This window comes from Microvirga arvi (genome assembly GCF_016892765.1).
Taxonomy (GTDB): domain Bacteria; phylum Pseudomonadota; class Alphaproteobacteria; order Rhizobiales; family Beijerinckiaceae; genus Microvirga; species Microvirga arvi.
In genome coordinates this window covers 70,067-89,760 of record NZ_JAFEMD010000010.1, presented here as the reverse complement: position 1 = coordinate 89,760, position 19,694 = coordinate 70,067, and the positions used below count along the sequence as shown (strand labels likewise).

Genomic DNA, 19,694 nt, shown 5'->3' with positions numbered 1-19,694 from the left:
ATGATCGAGCGCTCCCTCATACGACGCCTGACCTCGGGTCTCGTGCCCGCCGTGCCTTATCTCTGGCTCGGCGTGCTCTTCCTCGTGCCGTTCCTGATCGTTCTTAAGATCAGCCTCTCGGACCCGGCGGTGGCCCAGCCGCCCTACAAGCCGGTCTTCGAGTGGAGCGACATCGCGGGCTTCCTCAGTGCGCTCGATTTTGAGAACTTTGCACTCCTGACCGAGGACGATCTCTATTTCCGTGCGACGCTCTCGTCAGTGCGCATCGCTGCCGTCTCGACATTGCTGCTGCTGCTCGCGGGCTTTCCCATCGCCTATGGCATGGCGCGTGCGCCGGAGCGCTACCGCTCGCTGCTGGTCGCTCTCGTCATCCTGCCGTTCTGGACGAGCTTCCTCATCCGCATCTACGCCTGGATCGCCATCCTCAAGCCTGAAGGGCTGCTCACCCAGGCGCTCATGGGAATCGGGCTGATCTCGGAGCCGCTCGACATCCTGAACACGGAAATTGCCGTCTATATCGGCATTGTCTATGCCTATCTCCCGTTCATGGTGCTGCCGCTCTACGCGACACTGGAGAAGATGGACGATACGCTCCTCGAGGCAGCGCTCGATCTCGGCTCCACGCCGTGGCGCTCGTTCTGGACGATCACCGTGCCGCTCGCCATGCCGGGCATCGTTGCCGGCTCGCTTCTGTGCTTCATCCCGGCCGTGGGCGAGTTCGTGATCCCCGACCTGCTCGGCGGCTCGGAGACCCTAATGATCGGCCGGCAGCTCTGGAGCGAATTCTTCTCCAACCGCGACTGGCCGCTGGCCTCCGCGGTCGCCATCCTGCTGCTCATCATCCTTGTCATGCCCATCGTGATCTACCGCGATGTGGAGGCCCGGCGCGTGGAGGCGCGGCCATGAACCGGCGCCTGAGCCTCTTCAACGTCACCTCGCTCGTGATCGGCTTTGCCTTCCTGTACCTGCCGATCCTGCTGCTGGTGATCTATTCCTTCAATGCCTCGCGGCTCGTCACGGTGTGGGGCGGTTTCTCCACGCAATGGTATGGGGCGCTCTTCCGTAATCAGTCCCTCATGGAGGCTGCCTGGGTGACGCTGCGCATCGCGCTTCTGTCCGCGACGCTGGCCACCGTTCTCGGCACGCTCGCGGCGCTCGCGCTGACGCGTTATGGACGCTTCCCCGGTCGAACATTGTTCACCGGCATGGTCTATGCACCCATGGTCATGCCGGAGGTCATTACCGGCCTGTCGCTGCTGCTGTTCTTCGTGGCGGTCGATTTCGATCGCGGCTTCTGGACCATCACGCTCGCGCATACCACGCTCACCATGTGCTTCGTGACCGTCGTGGTGCAGGCACGACTCATGACCTTCGATCGGTCGCTGGAGGAGGCGGCCATGGATCTCGGCGCACCACCCCTGCGCACGTTCTTCTCGGTGACGCTGCCTCTGATCGCGCCCTCCATCGTGGCGGGCTTCCTGCTCGCCTTCACGCTGTCGATGGACGATCTGGTAGTCGCGAGCTTCAACGCAGGTCCGGGTGCGACAACCCTGCCGATCAAGATCTACAGCCAGGTGCGCCTTGGGCTCTCGCCCGAGGTCAATGCGGCCTCGGCGATCCTGATCGGCATCGTGACGCTCGGCGTGATCTCAGCCACCCTGCTCAGCAAGCGCTCGACCTTGAACTCGCGCCGCAATGCTCACTGAGCGATGGCCTGGGGCCCCTGCTCGTTGGCGGGAACACGGTCCTGCGGGAAGAGGGGCTTGGCCGCGCCGGAGCGCTCGATGAGGGAGCGGACCTGCGGGGTGACCGCCACATTGTCCCAGTCGCCCGTGACGTCGAACGCGAGAGCCGGCAATTGCCCGGCCGGCGCTTCGGCTGACGAGATTCCCGCTATCATCTGAAGGGTCCGGTCGACCAGGAGAACTTGTCCGTGAAGGCGGGCTTGGACCGCAGGCCCGCTGAGCTTGCCCTCGACGACCTCACCGACGCCGTTCTGCACCACGATCTGGGCATCGGCTCTCTCGAAAGGCGTGCGTCCGCCCTTCCAGTTGAGCGAGGCGAGGAGAGGCCGCTTGTCCACCCGGCGCAGGGCATCCTGAAGGTTGATCCCAACCACCTCTCCCTCCGACAGTTCGATCGAGGAACGGCCTTGAGCCTGACGGATGACGTCTGCCGGATTCCTGCCTTTTCCGTCGAAGCTGAACTGTCCTTGAGCCCGGCCCGTGATCCAGCGCGGCTCGCCGAGTGCGGCCAGGAAGGGTGAGATCTTCACCTTTGAGAAGGTTCCCTGGCTCTTGAAGTCCACCTGACCGTTCTGCGCCGCCAGGGACAGGCGTCCTTTCAGGGTGCCATCAAAGAAGGCCGCCCGCCCGATGGAAGCTTCGATTCGGCCGGGCTGCACGAGCACGCTGGCTGCCATGTCATCCAAGCTCAGGCGCCCGAGACTGGCGGTTGTCGCCGAGAGGCGAAGGTCGAGATCGGTACCGGTCGCCCGGGTCAGGTCGATCGTCTCCTCGCTCCAGGAGCCTGAATCGGTGCGGGTCTGGGAAAAGGGGGCGAACAGGTCCGCCAGGTTGAGCGTATCGGCCGCAAGCGTGCCGGTGATGACAGGCCGCTCCGTATCGAAGCGAACGCCCAAAGTCCCCTCCAGCTTGTCGGATCCCATGGCGATCGACACGGCGGGCCAGGACAGGCGGCGGCGGTCCATGGAGAAGTCGCCGCTGATCGAGAAAGCCTGCAGCAGCGACCCGAACGGGAGATCGACCCCGCTCCAGCGGGTGAAGTCGCGCACCGAACTCGCCTCGATGGTGCTCTCGCCCGTCAGGCGGGGGGTATCGCCAAGCTGAGCCTCGCCCTCGGCAGAGAGGCGCGCGCTGGGGGAGGTGAGGGTGATGGAGAACGGGCTGATCTTGTTGGATGCGAGCAGGTCAGGGAAGATCGAGACCTGATCGAGGGATATCGGTTCATCCCGCCAGATCGCCGAGCCGGTCGCAGCCAGAGGTTCGGATGCATCGGCCCAGCGCATGACGGCATTGAGCCGATCCAGGTTGGCCTCCTTCAGATCGGTCCAGCGCACCGAGGACTTGGACACCACGAGCCGGCGGGCGTGGGTTTCGGTCGAACGCTCCTTGAAGATCTCGGCCCAGTTGACGGCCTGGAGCTTCTGTACCGAGCCGATGATGCGGGTTTCCGCCAAGTCGAAGTCGGAAAGCTCGATCCGTCCGAAGAGGAGGGGCAGGAGGCGCAACTCGCCCCGAAGGGTGCCGCCCTCGGCCTTCAGTGCCCCGTCAGGAAACTGAAGCGTCACGTTCTCGAACTTGACCCGGGGGATGGGAAGCACGGCGAAGGTGCTCCGTCCCCTGACCGTCAGGTCCAGGCCATATCGGGTCTTGACATGGTCCTTCAGCTCCGCCGACAGGCCACCCCCGGGCAATGTCCAGGGGGACGCCGCCGTCCCGAGGACGGCAAGCGAGATCAGCGCAATGAGGAAGAAGATGCGGCGGGACATGGAATGAATGTTGTAAACCTTGAGCCCCGTCCCGCAAGCGGTGAAGAGGAGATGTCCTCAGGACAGGGCGAACCGTTGAATCGTTTCCATATATCCATACGAAGGGATTGTCTAAATTGAGGCCAAGTTGCAGGGTGGCCGCCATTCGAACCGCGACACTTCGAACGGGCGGAAATCTGCCCACAAGGAGAGGATTTGATGGATAAGGTTTACAGCGACGCGCGCTCGGCGCTGGCTGGCCTGGTCAAGGATGGCATGACCATCATGGCTGGGGGCTTCGGTCTCTGCGGCATTCCGGAGACGCTGATCGAGGCGATTCGTGATTCGGGGGCGAAGGATCTGACCTTCATCTCGAACAATGCGGGTGTCGACGGGGTCGGCCTCGGCCGCCTTCTGGAAACCCGCCAGATCCGCAAGATGATTTCGTCCTATGTGGGCGAGAACAAGCTCTTCGCCCAGCAGTACCTCTCCGGCGAGCTGGAGCTCGAGTTCAACCCGCAGGGCACGCTGGCCGAGCGCATCCGCGCCGGCGGCGCCGGGATCCCGGCCTTCTACACCAAGACCGGCGTCGGCACCCTCATTGCCGAAGGCAAGGAGGTTCGCGAGTTCAACGGCGAGAAATATGTCATGGAGACGGGGCTGTTTGCCGACATCTCCATCGTCCATGCCTGGAAGGGCGACACGGAAGGCAACCTCGTCTACCGGAAGACTGCCCGCAACTTCAATCCGATGATGGCGACCGCCTCGCGGCTGACCATCGCCGAGGTCGAGCATCTGGTGCCGGCCGGCGAGATCGACCCGGACTGCATCCATACGCCAGGCATCTTCGTGAAGCGCATGGTGCATGTGCCGAACCCGGTCAAACACATCGAGCAACGCACGACCCGCAAGCGCGCCGAGGAGGCTGTGCCGGCGGGAGCAGGGGAGGAAGTCTGATGGCCTGGACCCGTGAACAGATGGCCGCCCGCGCGGCCAAGGAGCTGCGCGACGGCTTCTACGTGAATCTCGGCATCGGCATCCCGACGCTGGTGTCCAACTTCATCCCCAAGGGCATGCGCGTGCAGCTCCAGTCGGAGAACGGCATGCTCGGCATGGGGCCGTTCCCCTTCGAGGGCGAGGAGGATGCGGACCTGATCAATGCCGGCAAGCAGACGATCACCGAGCTGCCGACCACGAGCTATTTCTCGAGCTCCGATTCCTTCGGCATGATCCGCGGCGGCCATATTGATCTTTCGATCCTGGGAGCCATGCAGGTCGCCGAGAACGGCGATCTCGCCAACTGGATGATCCCCGGCAAGATGGTCAAGGGCATGGGCGGCGCCATGGACCTTGTGGCCGGCGTCAAGCGCGTGGTCGTGGTCATGGAGCACGTGGCCAAAGCCAAGGACGGCTCAGAAGATCCGAAGCTTCTGAAGGAATGCTCCCTGCCGCTGACCGGGGCCGGCGTGGTCGACCTGGTGATCACCGATCTCGGCGTGTTCTCCATCGACAAGAAGGGCGGCTCCGGCATGACCCTGATCGAGCTGGCTGAGGGGGTGACGGTGGACGAGATCAAGGCGAAGACTCAGGCCGAGTTCAAAGTAGCGCTCGGTAGCCAGTCCAACGCGGCCTGAGGAAAGACAATGGCGAGCGTGGCATCAGCGCTCCTCGCACAGGCCCCGGGGTTTCCCGGGGTCTGTTTGCTTTTGCGCGGATCGACAATTCCCAGTCTGCGATGAAGATCGGGTGCTCGACTCCGGGATCGCACAACCCGCGGCGCGCTTGCCTGGCATCAGGGTCACTCTATGCTGTCGATGAAGTCATGCGGTGGTTCCGCTCGCGATAAAATGCATGGCGAGGCTGAATGGCACGAGCAGACCTAGACGCCATGACGATCCGTGTCATGGATCGTGAAAATCTCGAAGAAGCGATCAACTGGGCTGCGGCCGAGGGCTGGAACCCTGGCCTCAATGACGCTGAGTGCTTCCACGCCGCCGACCCCACAGGCTTTCTCATGGGCACTCTGGGTCACGAGCCAATCGCCTCCATCTCGGTTGTTCGGTACTCCAGCGCGTTTGGCTTCCTCGGCTTCTACATTGTCCGGCCGGATTATCGCGGGCAAGGATTCGGATACCATCTCTGGCAGACCGGTATGGCTTATCTCGAGGGCTGCACGGTGGGTCTGGACGGCGTCGTGGCCCAGCAGGAGAACTATGCGCGATCAGGCTTCGTCCTGGCCCACCGCAACGTTCGCTATAGCGGAGCCCCTCGGATCGAAACCCCTCGGAACGATTGCCTGCGGAGGATGACTCCAGAGATCACGGAGGCCGTTCTGGCCTATGACCGGCCGTTCTTTGCCGCGCCGCGCGAGACCTTTTTGCGTTGCTGGCTCAAGCCGGACAAACGCACTGCGATGGCTTTTGTAAAAGACGGGACGATCAAGGGCTATGGGGTCGTACGAGCCTGCCGCTATGGTTATAAGATCGGGCCGCTCTTCGCCGATGGCGAGAACGAGGCTGATCTGCTGTTTCGAGCGCTTGCATCTCAGGCCAGAGGCGCTCCGATCTTCCTGGACCTGCCTGCGCCCAATGAGACGGCCGTCCAGCTGGCCGTGCGTTACGGCCTGTCGCCGGTCTTTGAGACCGCGAGGATGTATCGTGGAGAGACGCCAGACTTGCCTCTGCCCCGAACCTACGGGATTTCAACCTTCGAATTGGGATGACGGCGTTGGTCCCTGACGCCCATTACAATAAGGAGGAGACGAGCATCATCAGCCCGCAGCCATCGTCGGACTCAAGAGCCTGTGGAACCTGATGGTGAACTCGGGCCTTCCGCAACCGTCGGGCGAGCCTCCGCGCTGCGCACCAGCTGGATGACGGGCACCAAGCCGACCAGCACGATGACGAGGGCGCCGAGCGATCCTTCCTCGAAACGCCCCCTGGACGCATAGGTGTAGACGAGGGTTGAGAGGGTTTCGGTGTTGAGCGGCCGCAGCAGCAGAGTTGCCGGCAGTTCCTTGATGCAATCGACGAAGATCAGCAGGGCGGCGCTCGCAAGCGCCGGGCGCATGAGGGGGATCTGGATCCTCCACACCATCTCCCGCCGCGAGGTTCCAAGCGTGCGTGCAGCATCCTCCAGGCTTGGCGAGACGCGGTCCAGACCGGCCGACAGCGAGCCCGTCGCAATCGACAGGAAACGGATCACGTACGCGATGATGATGCCGCCCGCAGCACCCATGAGGAGGAGGCCGAGGCGCTCGCCGGTCAGGTGGCGCCAGACCGTGCCGATCAGGTTGTCGAAGCCGACCAACGGCGTCATGAGCCCCAGCGCCAGCACCGTGCCGGGGAGCGCATAACCGAGGCCTGCCAAGAAGAGAGCCCCCCTGGTCAGGGAATTCTTGGACAGGCGGGCGGCTGAGACCAGCATGATGGCAATGACCAGCACCGCGGTCGTCGCAGCCACCGACAATCCAATGGTCGTCATGAAATGGGCGAGGAAATCCCTGTCGAGCTGGTTCAGAAGGCCGCGTCGCAGGGTTTCGCGCAGCAGGAAAACCGTCGGCAGGATGAAGCCCATGAGGACGGGCAACGCGCAGAGCAGCGTCGCCACCCAGGCGCGCATGCCGGCGAGAGGCACCGGATGCACGGTCCGGTGGCGCTTCGGCGAGAGCGCATAGCGCCTGTCGCGCCGACCGTAACGCTCGATCAGGATTAGGCCCACCACGAAGGCCAGCATGACGCAGGCAATCTGCGCCGCTCCCGCAAGGCTGCCGCGGTTGAGCCACGTGTTGTAGACCGAAACGGTGAGGGTGCGGACGCCGAGATATTCGCTCGCGCCGATATCGTTGAGAGCTTCCAGCAAGGCCAGCGCAAGGCCCACCGCCAGTGCAGGGCGGGCGAGGGGAAGCGCGATGATGCGGAAGAGCTTGATGCGGCTCGCGCCCAAGGTCCGCGCCACCTCCAGCATGCTGGCGCTCTGCGTCAGGAACATCGCCCGTGCCACGATGTAGATGTAGGGATAGAGCACCACGGACATCACGAGGATGCAGCCGGGCAGCGACCTGATCTCGGGAAACCAGTACTCCGCCCGCGACTTCCAGCCCATGAAATCGCGCAAGGCGATCTGAAGGAGGCCTGCGGAGTCGAAGACTTCCACGTAGATATAAGCGGTGATGTAGGTCGGCACAGCGAGCGGCAGCGGCAGGAGCCATACCAGGATGCCGCGGCCGGGAAAGCGATGTGCGGTGACGAGCCAAGCCGTGGTGATGCCCATGGAGCCTGCGACGACGGCGACGCCGATGAGCAGGGCGAGCGTGTCGATCGTGCTGGCTGGCAGCACATTGGCGATGAGATGCGGCCAGATTTCCGCATCTCCCTCGGCGGCGATGCCGATGAGGGCGCCGACAGGCAGGAGCACGAGCAGACCGGTCACGGCCACGGCAGCGGAGAGCCACCAGGGAATGCGCTTCGCCTTCCGTTGCGGCGAGGAGCGGAATGCGGTCTGGATTTGTGCTGTCACGGCAAAATGGGAATGGCGCCGCCGTTGCCGGCAGCGCCTCTCTGGAAAAGGTGAGGGCGGCTGGAAGAGCCGCCTCCAGTCTTATTGATCAAAGCCGACCTTGTCGACCAACTCGCTGGCTTTCTTGCGGAGCTTCGCGATCTCGGCGACCGGCACATTATCGGCCTTGAGCTCGCCGAAGGAGGCGATGGTCGGGTGAATCTTGATGCCGGCCTTGATCGGATATTCGGAATTGAGGTCGGCGTGGATGCGTTGAGACTCATCGGAGACCATGTACTCCATGAACTTCACGGCGTTGGCCTTGTTCGGCGCGTTCTTCGCCAGCGCCAGGCCGGAGACGTTCACGTGGGTTCCGCCGCCCTCGAAGGTGGGGAGGATCACGTTGATGGCTTCGCCCCACTTCTTCTGCTCGGCGTCGCTGCCGTTGAGCATGAGCGAGACGTAGTAGGTGTTGCCCACACCGATGTCGCAGACGCCGGCCAGGATGTCCTTGGCCTGCTCGCGGTCGCCGCCCGAAGGCTTCTTCGCTAGGTTCGCCTTCACGCCCTTGAGCCATTCCTCGGCCTTCGCCTCACCCTTGTGGGCGATCATCGCGGCGATCAGGCTGATGTTGTAGAGGTGCTGGCCGGAGCGGATGCAGACCTTGCCCTTCCACTTGGGATCGGCGAGCTCCTCGTAAGAGATCTTGTCCTGCTTCACGCGCTCCTTCGAGGCATAGACGACGCGCCCGCGAAGGGCGATGCCGAACCAATGGCCTTCCGGATCGCGATAGGCCGTCGGTATGACCTTCTCGAGCGCTTCGGACTTCACCGGTTGCGTGACGCCGTAATCCTTGGCCGCCTGCAAGCGGCCGATATCGACCGTGATGATCACGTCCGCCGGGCTGTTCTGACCCTCGGTGCGGATGCGCTCCTCGAGGCCGTTGGCAATGAAGATCGTATTGACCTTGATGCCGGTCTCTTTGGTGAACTCATCCAAGACGGGCTTGATCAGGCCGGCTTCGCGGGTGGTGTAGATGTTCAGCACTTCCTCCGCCGAGGCGGAGAGGGTCGAACCTGCCAGAGCGCCAAGAGCAGCGGCCCCGCAGAGCAGACCGCGTGCAAACGAGATGTTCGCCATCATGAGTTCCTTCAGAATCGGTTTCGGGCGGCATGGTGCCGTATCCCTTTGATGCTGCAAGAACCACAAACACACTTTGCGGTCAACCAAAAAGCAGATTAAAATCAATAACTTATAGGAATTCTAAACTGAGCATTCCTTGTAATTCTTCTAAGCTGAAGCCGCTTTCTGAACGGTCTCGATCTGCGGAAGGGCCTCGCGGAGGCGGACAATCTCCTCCTCCATTCTCTCCATGTTCTGGAACAGGCGCTCGCTGGTCAGACGCAGGAAATAGAAGCCAAATTGCGGGTTCTGGAAGTAGAGTTGACGCACCTCGTCATAGGATATGCTCAGCACCTCGCCTTCTTCCAGGCATTCAAGCGTCTGGGTACGGGTGTTGCTCGGCGACATGAAGCCCATTTCGCCGACCACCTGTCCCTGCAGGAGTTCAATATTGATCTCCTTCAGACGATAGCGTCCGGAAATCGTGAAGAACATGCAGTCCGCGATATCGCCCTTGGCGAAAAGCAATTCGCCGGTCTTCGTCTTGCGGCGGGTCATGAACGGCTTGAGCCATTCCATGGACAAGTCGCTCTTGGAGGCGTTCTTCACACGCTTGATCAGGCCCAGCATCTGATAGAGGCGCACGCTGTTGATGGGCAGCAGGATCAGATTGGCCACGACGCCTGGAATATTACCCAGGAATGCGGAAACGGTCAGGGAGCAGAGATTGGCCCCGATCCCGATGCAGCGCAGCGGAATGATGGTCTTCATCGCGCTGCCTGCGATGGCAAGGGCTGCCCCAAACCAGCCGATGGCTTCAACCCACGTCATGGACATTTATCCCGGATTCTTATGTACCGTTCCGGCATATACCATCGGAATAGGAATCTGCGCCAGCTACGCATTGGCGCAGTGGCGCAAGCTCTCAAGGAGAGGCTCCGCCGTTGGATCTAGAGGCTGCGGCAGCTGGTGGCATCAAGGGCGCCGAGGGGTAGCCTGACTTGGAACGCTCAGGCCACGGCGCTGGCCCATGGTGCCTGCACCCTCGCTGCCTGCGCGCCGTGGCGCTTCCCCGGAGACGGATGGAGGAGGCGGCACGGGATCGCGCGGCAGCACGCCGACCGGTGCCGTGGATGCAACGCAGCCGCTCAGGACAAGACCGGCAAGCAGAATGGCAGGAACGGTTACGATGATGCGCATGTCTTGCTCCACAAGAATCGCTGCAGAAGCTAGACCATAGGAAGGGGAAGTCGAGTCTCGCGCAAATCCAGGAAAGTTGCTCGCCAGGCCTCCTCCTTAGGGGAGCGAAGCCTATTTCATGATCATAGCCGTAAGAGGAGGCCATGGAGGATTGTCAACGCTTGCAGGTGCGGGTGCCGTCGCTCGGGGCGAAGGCCGTCCGCCGGCTTACGGAGAGCCTGATCGTCCTGGTCATGGGTGCAGGAGCTGCGGCGGCCAAGTGTCAGGATGCGCCCGGTCCCGGTGTCGATTGGTCGGGATGCTCCAAAGCTCGCCTTGTCCTCACGGGCGAGGATCTGACCGGTACCATCTTTCAGCGCTCTCTGCTGACCTTGAGCGACTTCGCTTCGTCAAAGATGGCAGGAGCCAACCTGAGCGAAACCGAAGTGAGCCGCACCCGCTTCGAGGGAGCCGACCTGTCGCGGGCCGATTTTACCAAGGCCCTCGGCTGGCGAGCCAATTTCGGCCAGGCCAATCTCAATGGTGCCGCGTTTGTCTCTGCGGATATGAGCCGCTCGAACTTCGCCCAGGTCAAGGCGGCCGGAGCGAACTTCACGAAGGCCGAGCTGAACCGATCAGACTTCAGTGGGGCCGACCTGACGAGAGCCAGCCTGACCAAGGCGGAGCTCGCGAGGGTGCTGTTCCAAAGCTCGAAGATCTCCGGGGCGGATTTCAGCTACTCCAACCTCTCACGGGCGCGGCTGGACGGGTTGGATCTTCAGGGTGTGAATTTCACAGGAACATATCTCTTCCTCACCCAGATCGGCGGCTCGGATCTGAGTAAGGCTACCGGCCTGACACAGGCTCAGGTCGACATTGCCTGCGGCACCGCTCAGACCAAGCTGCCACCGGGTCTCGCTCAGCCGAAATCCTGGCCTTGCAAGGAGGAAGAGGACTGAGCCGCCCGGCTTTGGCTGAAACTTAGCTGGAGCGTAGCCGTTGGTTCGTTGGAGGTGCTGGGGTGAAAAGACCGCGGCTCCTCATACCGTAGGGATTGTCTTCTCTGGAGGAGTGCGTTCGCTTTGACCACGCTCAAGGAATTCGAGGACGCCCTGCGCGAGCAGGGAATGCATATGGCTCTCGCCATCCTGCAGAGGCTTCGCGAGCGGGACCGCACCAAGCGCTCGGTTACACCCGCCAGACGCATCGCCGGTCGAAAGATGACACCTGAACTGGCCCGGCGCATCCTGGAACTCCACGCAACGACCGAGATGACCCAGCAGGAGATAGCGTTCGAGCTGAGCGTCAATCAAGGCAGGGTGAACGAGGTGATCAAGCGCGGCAAATGGCTGGATGCCAAACCGGACGCGCCGGAGGCCGTCGCGCGGGATAAGGCCAAGGCGAGGATGCGTAGCCAGAGCGGCTCCAAGCGACGGGAAGCGCCGGAGAACAGGCCCGGCTCATCTTCCAGCAGAAAGAGCCCAGGTCCGAAGCCGAGCCCTCAGGCACAGCTCCTCCTGGGGGACCTTTGAGCGGTGCCGGACAGGGGTAGCTGCATCAAGAAAAAACCCCGCCCAATGGGCAGGGTTGAGTGATCTCCTCGCCTTCGGTTGTCAAGCCGAAAACAGGCATATTAGGACATGCAGAGCAAGTAGTGTCAATTCGATTTTTAATAATACGTTAAAGGACTTATTTTCATTAACATTGGACAATATTCTTTTATCAGAGGGAGTACTACTTTTTCGCCTCTTGAATACTTGAAGAATTTAAGAGTGTTGCCGGTTTGCAATAGATTTCCTCAACGTAAGGTATGAATGTTTCTCCCGTGAGTCCTCACAGCAAGGGGTTACGGTTATGAGAAAACGCGTATTTGGCTTCCTGACAGGGGTTGCCGGCTTGACGCTTGCTTGCGCCGCTGCTTCCGCGGCGGACCTTCCGGTTCGCGCAGCACCTCCGGCACCGATCATCGCGGCTGCTCCGATCTTCACCTGGACCGGCTTCTATGCCGGTGTGAATGCCGGCTGGGGCTGGCGCAGCGATGATGAAGAGTCGGTCGTCCTGGCGCCCGCTCCTGGCGTGGTTCCTGGCACGCTGATCTTCCCGGACAGCGGCGACGGCGGGTTCACCGGCGGCGCCCAGATCGGCTACAACTACCAGATCGGCTCCTTCGTGATCGGTCTCGAGACCGACATCCAGTGGGCGGACACCGACGAGGGCGAGGCCGTCAGGTTCGTTCCGGCCGGCGGCGGCGGCCTTTTCGTGCCCGGCACGTTCGACAACAACCTGTCGGATTGGTTCGGCACCGTTCGTGCCCGCGCCGGCGTGGCCTTCGACCGCGTCCTGATCTACGCCACAGGCGGTCTGGCCTACTCGGACAACAGCACCGGCTGGGTGGCGGGTGGTGGCGTCGAATGGGCGCTGCCAGTGAACTGGTTCGGCTCCTCGGCCGTCACCTTCGGCCTCGAAGGATTGTGGCTCAGCTTCGATAATGATGACGATGACTTCGATGGCGTTGTCGGCACCTTCACGCCTGATGGGGGAGGGGCTGCCGTTCCGGTGGTCGCGCCGATCGGGCGGGATGACGACAACGAGTTCTTCGTCGCGCGCGCCAAGCTGAACTTCAAGTTCGGCACTTACTAAGAGCCAGTCGGCCTTGTGCCGGCAGGGGTCCGGAAAGCTTCGGACCCCTTTCAAACCCTTCAGGGCTTCAAAAGGGCGAAGTCACAGATAAGGGTGGAAAAGGAAATTGGCCGCGACCGTCCTTGATCGGATCTTGGTCGCGGCCCCGGCCCGTAGTTGCCCCCACGGGAAGCCCAGTTCTAGACTGTGAAAACGTGACCTCATTGAGGCACTGGCTTGACCATAAAAAAATTTTAGATTTTTTTGGAACCACCTGCAGGAACCGACGTTAATAGGCATCTCCGGTCACTTTTGCCCCTACGGCCGGACACCTTAGAGCACCCTTCCGGGTGCTCTTTCTTTTTGGAAACGCTCGTCTTTTCCTGATTTTCGAATCACTGATAAGCTTGAGATTATGAACTGTGAGTCATGGGTTCAAGCCTTATGAGCTTGGCTGTTTGTGCATCCGTGCAAAGCCGGATTGTCGGAATGAAAGGACAGCAGATCAGTCGTATTTCCGTTCATCCGCAATGACCTTTCCGTCATTCGGTAGGCTGCCGGGAGAGGCAAATCTCACCGCCCCCTTAAGCTTTGTGGCGCTCTGAAGCGTTGCACCCACAGCTGCGGCCAGGTCATCACTTGGTGCGCTCGATTCCGCAGCCAAGGTCATCACGTCGATTTCCCCCTCTCGGGTGACGATGAGGCGAAGACGCCCCAGTTCCGGATGGCGGCGGCCGATCTCCGCCACCTGCTCGGGCCGTACGAACATTCCCTTGACCTTGGTGGCCTGATCGGCCCGGCCCATCCAGCCCTTGATCCGCATGTTGGTGCGTCCGCACCGGCTGACCCCCGCCATCGCGGCCGTGAGGTCGCCGAGAGCCAGGCGGATGAAGGGATGGTGTCGATCGAGGGTGGTCACGACGATCTCACCGACCTCACCATCGGGCACGGGATCGCCGGTCCCGGGCCGAACGATCTCGACGATGATGTCCTCATTGACAACAAGCCCGTCGCGGGCGGCGGTCTCGTAGGCGATGAAGCCGAGATCCGCCGTGGCATAAGCCTGATAGGCCTCGATACCCCGGGCAGAGAATTCCTCCTGCAGGGATTTCGGAAAGGCCGCGCCGGACACGAGAGCTCGCCTGATCGAGGAGACGTCCCGCCCTGATGCGGCTGCCCCATCCAGCAGGATCTTGAGAAAGTCCGGCGTGCCGCAATAGGCCACCGGACGATAGGCTTCGATCAACTCGAACTGCTGCTCCGTGTTGCCCGGGCCTGCCGGAATGACCGCGCAGCCGAGCGCGCGCGCCCCTGAATCCATGATGAAGCCGCCGGGGGTGAGATGATAGCTGAACGTGTTGAGCACCACGTCGCCACCTCGAAAGCCGGCGGCGAACAGACCGCGCGCGGAACGCCAAGGATTAGCGACAGCGGATTCCGGCTCGAAGATCGGTCCTGGCGACGTGAAGAGGCGTCCGAACGATCCTGGCGCATCGGCTACGAGGCCGCCGAAGGGGAGGGCGCTCTTCTGCAGGGCGGGCAACTCGGCCTTGCGCAGAACGGGCAGACTGGCCAGCGCCTCGCGGCTGGTGATGCTGGCGAGATCCATGCCCTGCAGGCGCTCCGCATAGGCTGGAGATCGCGCTGCCTGTCTCAAAACCTCCGGCAACCCTGCGAAAAGCGCGCTTTCGCGCTCAATGGGAGCGCGAGCTTCGAGAGCATCGTAGTGATCTGCCAAAAGCATGTCCCTCGTTCAAATGAGTTGGTTTTCGTAGACACACCGTCGAATGATCGACGGTGTGTCCGGTATGGCGTGCCATCGCCTCGCGAATGGCTGGGTCAGGCGCGGGCCATATGCGGGTTCGAAAGCGATACTTGCAGGGGATCCCCTCCGAACTGGTTCGGGCCAACGGTTCCCCGCTGGCAGAAGAACACGATCAGGACGATGGCTCCGACAAACGGAATGAGGCCGAGCAGCAGCCACCAGCCCGATTTGTCCGTGTCGTGCAGGCGGCGCGCACCAGCGGCGATGCTTGGAACGATCAGCGCCAGCGTGGCGATCAGGTAGAGAAGCGGCATATCGCCGAAGATGATGGAGTCCAGAACGCTCGCGACGATGTTCACGACGATCATGAACAGAAAGAAGTACCAGTACTCCGAGCGCTGCGCGCGCCCCGAGAAAGTGGCATATTTGTTGAGACAGGTTTTGACGGCTTGTGCAAAGTCCATTGAATTGCCCCCTGATACGTATGACGTGAGCACTGCATCGCTCACGATGTAGACCGTAAGAAAAGATATGACGTTGCGTCAAGTGCGGTTCGGCACATTGAGCATCACGCCAGCCAGCGCTTGCGGCGTTTGTAGCTCTTCACCGCGCGGAACGACCTACGGTCTCCTTCCGATACGCCGAGGTAGAATTCCTTCACGTCCTCATTCTCGCGCAGCATCTGCGCCGGCCCGTCCATCACCACGCGACCCGTCTCGAGAATATAGCCATAGGTCGCGTATTTGAGCGCCATGTTGGTGTTCTGCTCCGCCAGCAGGAAGGAGACCCCTTCCGTCGCGTTGAGCTTGCGCACGATCTCAAAGATCTCCTCCACGATCTGCGGCGCGAGGCCCATCGAAGGCTCGTCCAGCAGAATCATGGAAGGCTTGGACATCATGGCCCGACCGACGGCGCACATCTGCTGCTCTCCGCCGGAGGTGTAGCCCGCCATCGACGTGCGGCGCTGCTTGAGACGCGGAAAGTACTCGTAGATGGCCTCCAGGTCGCGACGGATGGCGGCATTGCCGTCTTTGCGCGTGAAGGCGCCTGTCAACAGGTTCTCTTCGATGGTGAGATGGCCAAAGCAGTGGCGGCCCTCCAGCACCTGGATGCAGCCGCGGCGCACGAGTTCGTTGGGGGAGAGTTTGTGCACCCTCTCCCCGTTGAACTCGATCGAGCCCTTCGTCACCTCGCCGCGCTCCGCATGCAGCAGATTGGAGATGGCCTTCAGGGTCGTCGTCTTGCCGGCGCCGTTCGCACCGAGGAGCGCCACGATGCCGCCCCTGGGCACGGTGAGCGAGACGCCTTTCAGCACGAGGATCACGTGGTCGTAGACGACCTCGATGTTGTTGACCGTGAGGACGGTGTCCGCCGATTGCGGCTGCATCTGAATGGCGCTGCTCATGTGCGCTTCTCTCCTTTCCCTCTCCCCTTCAGCGGGAGAGGGTGCCCTGCGAAGCAGGGTGGGAGAGGGGCTGTGCTCACATCTGCTGCCCCTCTCCCGGCTCACTCCGTTCGCCACCCTCTCCCGCATAGGGGAGAGGGTAAGGCGCGCTTGAACTAGCTTGCCTTGTCGCAAGCCTCGGTCCGCTTGGGCCAGCCGGCGTTCTTCTCGGCATAGTCCTTCGCGGCGGCATCGAGCTGACCTTTCACGCGGTCGGTCATCGGCTCGATGGGGTTGGAGATCTTCACCCATTTCGTGCCGTCCCATTCCTGCATGAAGGCGGCGCGGTGACCGTTGTGATCGGCACAGGAGAGGGCCAGCTGATCGGTGAAGCCTTCGAGCCCGAGTTCCTTCAGGCGCGCGGGATCGAGCTTGATGTTCTCCATGCCGCGGCGCACGTCCTCGCCGGTCACGGCCTTCTTGCCCGAGAGCTTCTGGGCCTGGGCAATTCCTTCCGCGATCAGCAGCGAGTTGTAGATGCCGCGGTTGTAGAGCAGCTCGCCGACCTTGTCCTTCGGAGCCTTCGACAGGCCCTTGTCGACCACGTGCTTCTGGATGTCCTGGATCGCCGGGAAGTTCGTTCCCACAGCATGCCAGTTGAGCATCTTGAAGCCTTTTGCGCCGGCGCCGCCGGAGCGGGCGTCATCCTCCCCCGGCCACCAGACCGAGTAGAACTTATCCATGGGATAGCCCGAGCGCACAGCCTCCTTCACGGCTGCACCGTTCATGGAGCCCCAGCCCCACATGATCATGTAGTCGGGACGGTCGCGGCGGGCGCTGAGCCACTGCGAGGACTGGTTCTGCATGTCCTGGGCAGCCACCGGATAGAGCGCGACCTCGAAGCCGAGCTCCTTCGACAGTTCCTGGAGCAGCGGGATCGGCTCCTTGCCGAAGCTGGCGTCGAGATGCAGGAAGCCGATCTTCTTGCCTTTCAGCTTGTCGATTCCGCCTTCCTTCTCGCCGATGTACTTGACGATCATCGACAGGCCGTCCCAGTAGGTGGCCGGTGGGTTGAACACCCACGGGAAGATGTCGCCGCGGGCTGAGGCCGAGAGGCCGTAGGCCATGGACAGGATCGGGATCTTGTCCACCGAGGCGCGCGGGATGAGCGGCAGGGTTATGCCGGTCGACCACGGATTGACCACGACCGGATTCTTGCCCTTCACGGACTCGTAGCATTCGACGCCCTTCTTGGTGTCGTAGCCGGTCTCGCATTCCTCGAGAACGAGCTTCACGCCGCCGATGCCGCCATCGCGTTCGTTCAGCATGCGCAGGTAATCGTGCATGCCGTCGGCGATCGGGGTGCCGGAGCCCGCGAAGGGGCCCGTACGGTAGGTGAAGAGGGGAACATAGACCGAATCCTGCGCGAAGGCAGGCAGGGCCATGCCCGCGAGCATTGTCGCGGCGGCTAATCCAAGACCTAATTTGCGAAACGACATCTTTGCGTTTCCTCCCGTTGTATCGACCGATGGTCGAATTCTTGTTCCGTTTTTTCGTCTCCTTGTGGTCCGCCGTCAGTAGGGGAACGGCCAGACCAGGAGCTTCTGCTTGCCGATCTGCCAGAGCCGCGCGAGGCCGTGCGGTTCGACGATCAGGAAAAAGATGATGAGCGCACCCACGATCATGAAGCGCAGGTGCTCGATCACGTCTGCGCCCACCGAAATGCCGAAGGGTGAAAGCATTGCCGGCAGCACGATGCCGAGGACGATCGGCAGGATGAAGATGAGGGCGGCGCCGAAGAATGAGCCGATCAGGCTGCCCAGGCCTCCGATGATCACCATGAAGAGGATGAAGAAGGACTGGTTGATGTTGAAGACATCATATTCCGCGCCGCCATACCAGAGGAAGACGAGGAGCGCGCCGGCGACGCCGCAATAATAGGACGAGACCGCAAAGGCGAGCAGCTTCGTCTGGAGCGGGCGGATGCCCATGAGCTCGGCCGCCAGGTCCATGTCGCGGATCGCGATCCACATGCGCCCGATACGTCCGTGGACGAGGTTGGAGGCGAGCCAGGTGAGCAGGATGACGATGGTCAGCACCACAAGATAACGCGTCTGCGGCGTGGCGTTCGGCCCCATGATCGGCGTGCCGAACAGGGTGCGCAGCGGCGCATCGAGGGCACCCGAGACGTTGTAGTTCACGAGCCACGGGATGCGGATGAAGCACCATTGCAGGAAGAACTGCGCCGCGAGCGTCGCAACGGCCAGATAGAAGCCTTTGATGCGCAAGGAGGGCAGCCCGAAAAGGGCGCCGATGGCCGCGGAGAAGAAGCCTGAGGCGAAGATCCAGATGATGACGTTCACACCCGGGAACGCCGTCATCAGCTTGTAGCAGGCATAGGCGCCCACGCCCATGAAGGCGCCGGTGCCGAGAGAGAGGAGACCGGTATAGCCAGTGAGGATGTTGAGCCCGATGGAAGCGAGCGAGAAAACCAGGAACGGAATCATCACCGCCTGCAGCAGGAAGCTGTTGCCGATGAAGGCGAGGGCATAGGCGGCGAGGATGATGACCCCGAGCCCGAGCCTGTCCTGGCGCAGGGGAAAGATCGCACTGTCCGCGGCGTAGTTGGTCTTGAACTGGCCGGCCTCGCGGTAGAGCACTGACAAATCCCCCTTAAATCCGTTCGATGATCTTTTCGCCGAACAGACCCTGCGGCCTGTAGAGCAGGAAAAGCAGGGCGATCACGTAGGCGAGCCAGGTCTCGACGCCGCCGCCCACCAGCGGGCCCCAGTAGAACTCGCCGATCTTCTCGCCCACGCCGATGATGAGGCCGCCGATAATGGCGCCGGGAATGGAGGTGAAGCCGCCAAGGATGAGGACGGGCAGCGCCTTCAGGGCGATGATCTGGAGCGAGAACGACACGCCCGAGCGGGCGCCCCACATGATGCCCGCCACCAGCGCCACGATGCCGGCGGCAAACCACACGATCACCCAGATCTGGTTGAGCGAGATGCCGACGGAGAGCGCAGCCTTGTGGCTGTCCGCCACTGCACGAAGCGCGCGCCCGATGCGGGTCTTGGAGAAAAACACCGCCAGCAGGCCGATCATGATGGATGCAATGACGGCGGCTGCAATGTCGAGGTGCTGGAAGCGCACCATCCCGCCCAGCATGTCCAACTCGGTCGTGCCCTGCGGTAGGAGGAGCGCGCTCGTGATCATCTCCTTCGGATTGCCGCCGAAGATGAGCTCGCCGAAGCCGATGAGGAAATAGGTGAGCCCGAAGGTCGCCATGAACAGGATGATGTCGGGCTGGTTGACGAGGGGCCGCAGCACCACCCGCTCCACCACCACGGCGAGCACAAGCATCGCGAGAGCTGCCAGGATCAGCGCCAGGAAGGCCGGCACGCCCTTCTCGTAGAGCCCGACCAGGGTCAGGGCCGCGAACACGACCATGATGCCTTGGGCGAAGTTGAACACGCCCGAGGCCTTGAAGATGAGCACGAAGCCCAGTGCGATCAGCGCATAGAGAACGCCGGAGACGAGGCCTTCCCAGAGGGTCTGGATCAGCAGATCCGGCGCCTCGCCCATGAAGACGAAGGGCTCGATGAAGATCTTATAGAGAATGTCCATCGCCCGCC

Annotated in this window: 19 protein-coding genes and 1 pseudogene; 8 read left to right on the top strand and 12 right to left on the bottom strand. The window is 62.1% G+C overall.

The window, feature by feature from the left end; translation table 11 throughout:
* Positions 1-906 carry an ABC transporter permease subunit gene (locus ILT44_RS08520; RefSeq protein WP_204239154.1) on the top strand — a complete coding sequence of 302 codons (906 nt, stop codon included), beginning with the start codon at positions 1-3 and terminating at the stop codon, positions 904-906.
* Positions 903-1,706, top strand: coding sequence for an ABC transporter permease (locus ILT44_RS08515; protein ID WP_204239153.1), 804 nt, complete (start codon positions 903-905; stop codon positions 1,704-1,706). Before ILT44_RS08520 ends, ILT44_RS08515 begins: the two co-directional genes overlap by 4 nt.
* Here ILT44_RS08515 and ILT44_RS08510 read toward each other — a convergent pair.
* Positions 1,700-3,511: an AsmA family protein gene (locus ILT44_RS08510; protein ID WP_204239152.1), complete on the bottom strand. Its 1,812-nt coding sequence runs from the start codon at positions 3,509-3,511 to the stop codon at positions 1,700-1,702. The two genes, ILT44_RS08515 and ILT44_RS08510, sit on opposite strands and share 7 nt — an antisense overlap.
* Before the next feature lie 198 nt (positions 3,512-3,709).
* Between ILT44_RS08510 and ILT44_RS08505 the strand changes: the two genes are divergently transcribed.
* The 3 genes from ILT44_RS08505 to ILT44_RS08495 all read left to right on the top strand — a co-directional run bounded on the left by ILT44_RS08505 (position 3,710) and on the right by ILT44_RS08495 (position 6,212).
* On the top strand, positions 3,710-4,447 hold the full coding sequence (locus ILT44_RS08505; protein ID WP_204239151.1) for a CoA transferase subunit A: 738 nt from the start codon (positions 3,710-3,712) through the stop codon (positions 4,445-4,447).
* On the top strand, positions 4,447-5,124 hold the full coding sequence (locus ILT44_RS08500) for a 3-oxoacid CoA-transferase subunit B (RefSeq protein WP_204239150.1): 678 nt from the start codon (positions 4,447-4,449) through the stop codon (positions 5,122-5,124). The genes ILT44_RS08505 and ILT44_RS08500 overlap by 1 nt, the downstream gene beginning before the upstream one ends.
* Positions 5,125-5,354: 230 nt before the next feature.
* The gene (locus ILT44_RS08495; RefSeq protein ID WP_204239149.1) at positions 5,355-6,212 is read left to right on the top strand and encodes a GNAT family N-acetyltransferase; all 858 of its coding nucleotides are present in this window, start codon (positions 5,355-5,357) and stop codon (positions 6,210-6,212) included.
* A 71-nt stretch (positions 6,213-6,283) separates the two neighbouring features.
* Here ILT44_RS08495 and ILT44_RS31870 read toward each other — a convergent pair whose 3' ends face one another.
* From ILT44_RS31870 to ILT44_RS08475, 5 genes and pseudogenes are all read right to left on the bottom strand, one after another.
* The gene (locus ILT44_RS31870) at positions 6,284-6,916 is read right to left on the bottom strand and encodes an ABC transporter permease (protein WP_372441144.1); all 633 of its coding nucleotides are present in this window, start codon (positions 6,914-6,916) and stop codon (positions 6,284-6,286) included.
* A 285-nt stretch (positions 6,917-7,201) separates the two neighbouring features.
* Positions 7,202-7,762, bottom strand: a pseudogene (locus tag ILT44_RS31865) (ABC transporter permease); the annotation flags it as partial.
* A 327-nt stretch (positions 7,763-8,089) separates the two neighbouring features.
* Complete coding sequence (locus tag ILT44_RS08485; RefSeq protein WP_239468005.1) at positions 8,090-9,130, bottom strand: Fe(3+) ABC transporter substrate-binding protein; 1,041 nt, start codon at positions 9,128-9,130, stop codon at positions 8,090-8,092.
* 147 nt (positions 9,131-9,277) lie between these two features.
* Complete coding sequence (locus tag ILT44_RS08480; protein ID WP_204239146.1) at positions 9,278-9,940, bottom strand: Crp/Fnr family transcriptional regulator; 663 nt, start codon at positions 9,938-9,940, stop codon at positions 9,278-9,280.
* Positions 9,941-10,084: 144 nt separating this feature from the next.
* Positions 10,085-10,309: a hypothetical protein gene (locus ILT44_RS08475; protein WP_204239145.1), complete on the bottom strand. Its 225-nt coding sequence runs from the start codon at positions 10,307-10,309 to the stop codon at positions 10,085-10,087.
* A gap of 143 nt (positions 10,310-10,452) precedes the next feature.
* On the opposite strand from ILT44_RS08475, the gene ILT44_RS08470 reads away from it, so the two are divergent.
* The 3 genes from ILT44_RS08470 to ILT44_RS08460 all read left to right on the top strand — a co-directional run bounded on the left by ILT44_RS08470 (position 10,453) and on the right by ILT44_RS08460 (position 12,928).
* Complete coding sequence (locus ILT44_RS08470) at positions 10,453-11,247, top strand: pentapeptide repeat-containing protein (RefSeq protein ID WP_204239144.1); 795 nt, start codon at positions 10,453-10,455, stop codon at positions 11,245-11,247.
* Positions 11,248-11,370: 123 nt separating this feature from the next.
* The gene (locus ILT44_RS08465; RefSeq protein ID WP_204239143.1) at positions 11,371-11,820 is read left to right on the top strand and encodes a hypothetical protein; all 450 of its coding nucleotides are present in this window, start codon (positions 11,371-11,373) and stop codon (positions 11,818-11,820) included.
* Positions 11,821-12,142: 322 nt separating this feature from the next.
* Complete coding sequence (locus ILT44_RS08460) at positions 12,143-12,928, top strand: outer membrane protein (protein ID WP_204239142.1); 786 nt, start codon at positions 12,143-12,145, stop codon at positions 12,926-12,928.
* Between the two features lie 484 nt (positions 12,929-13,412).
* Here the strand turns inward: ILT44_RS08460 and ILT44_RS08455 are convergent, their stop codons facing one another.
* The 6 genes from ILT44_RS08455 to ILT44_RS08430 form a co-directional block, all read right to left on the bottom strand.
* A complete protein-coding gene (locus tag ILT44_RS08455) occupies positions 13,413-14,645 on the bottom strand; it encodes a phenylacetate--CoA ligase family protein (RefSeq protein WP_239468017.1) in 1,233 nt (410 codons plus the stop codon).
* Positions 14,646-14,746: 101 nt separating this feature from the next.
* A complete protein-coding gene (locus tag ILT44_RS08450) occupies positions 14,747-15,136 on the bottom strand; it encodes a DUF805 domain-containing protein (RefSeq protein ID WP_204239140.1) in 390 nt (129 codons plus the stop codon).
* Positions 15,137-15,240: 104 nt separating this feature from the next.
* On the bottom strand, positions 15,241-16,077 hold the full coding sequence (locus tag ILT44_RS08445; RefSeq protein ID WP_204239139.1) for an ABC transporter ATP-binding protein: 837 nt from the start codon (positions 16,075-16,077) through the stop codon (positions 15,241-15,243).
* 155 nt (positions 16,078-16,232) lie between these two features.
* A complete protein-coding gene (locus tag ILT44_RS08440) occupies positions 16,233-17,555 on the bottom strand; it encodes an ABC transporter substrate-binding protein (RefSeq protein WP_204239138.1) in 1,323 nt (440 codons plus the stop codon).
* A 75-nt stretch (positions 17,556-17,630) separates the two neighbouring features.
* On the bottom strand, positions 17,631-18,716 hold the full coding sequence (locus ILT44_RS08435; RefSeq protein ID WP_307826376.1) for a branched-chain amino acid ABC transporter permease: 1,086 nt from the start codon (positions 18,714-18,716) through the stop codon (positions 17,631-17,633).
* A gap of 13 nt (positions 18,717-18,729) precedes the next feature.
* On the bottom strand, positions 18,730-19,686 hold the full coding sequence (locus ILT44_RS08430) for a branched-chain amino acid ABC transporter permease (protein ID WP_239468004.1): 957 nt from the start codon (positions 19,684-19,686) through the stop codon (positions 18,730-18,732).
* Between the last annotated feature and the right edge of the window lie 8 nt (positions 19,687-19,694).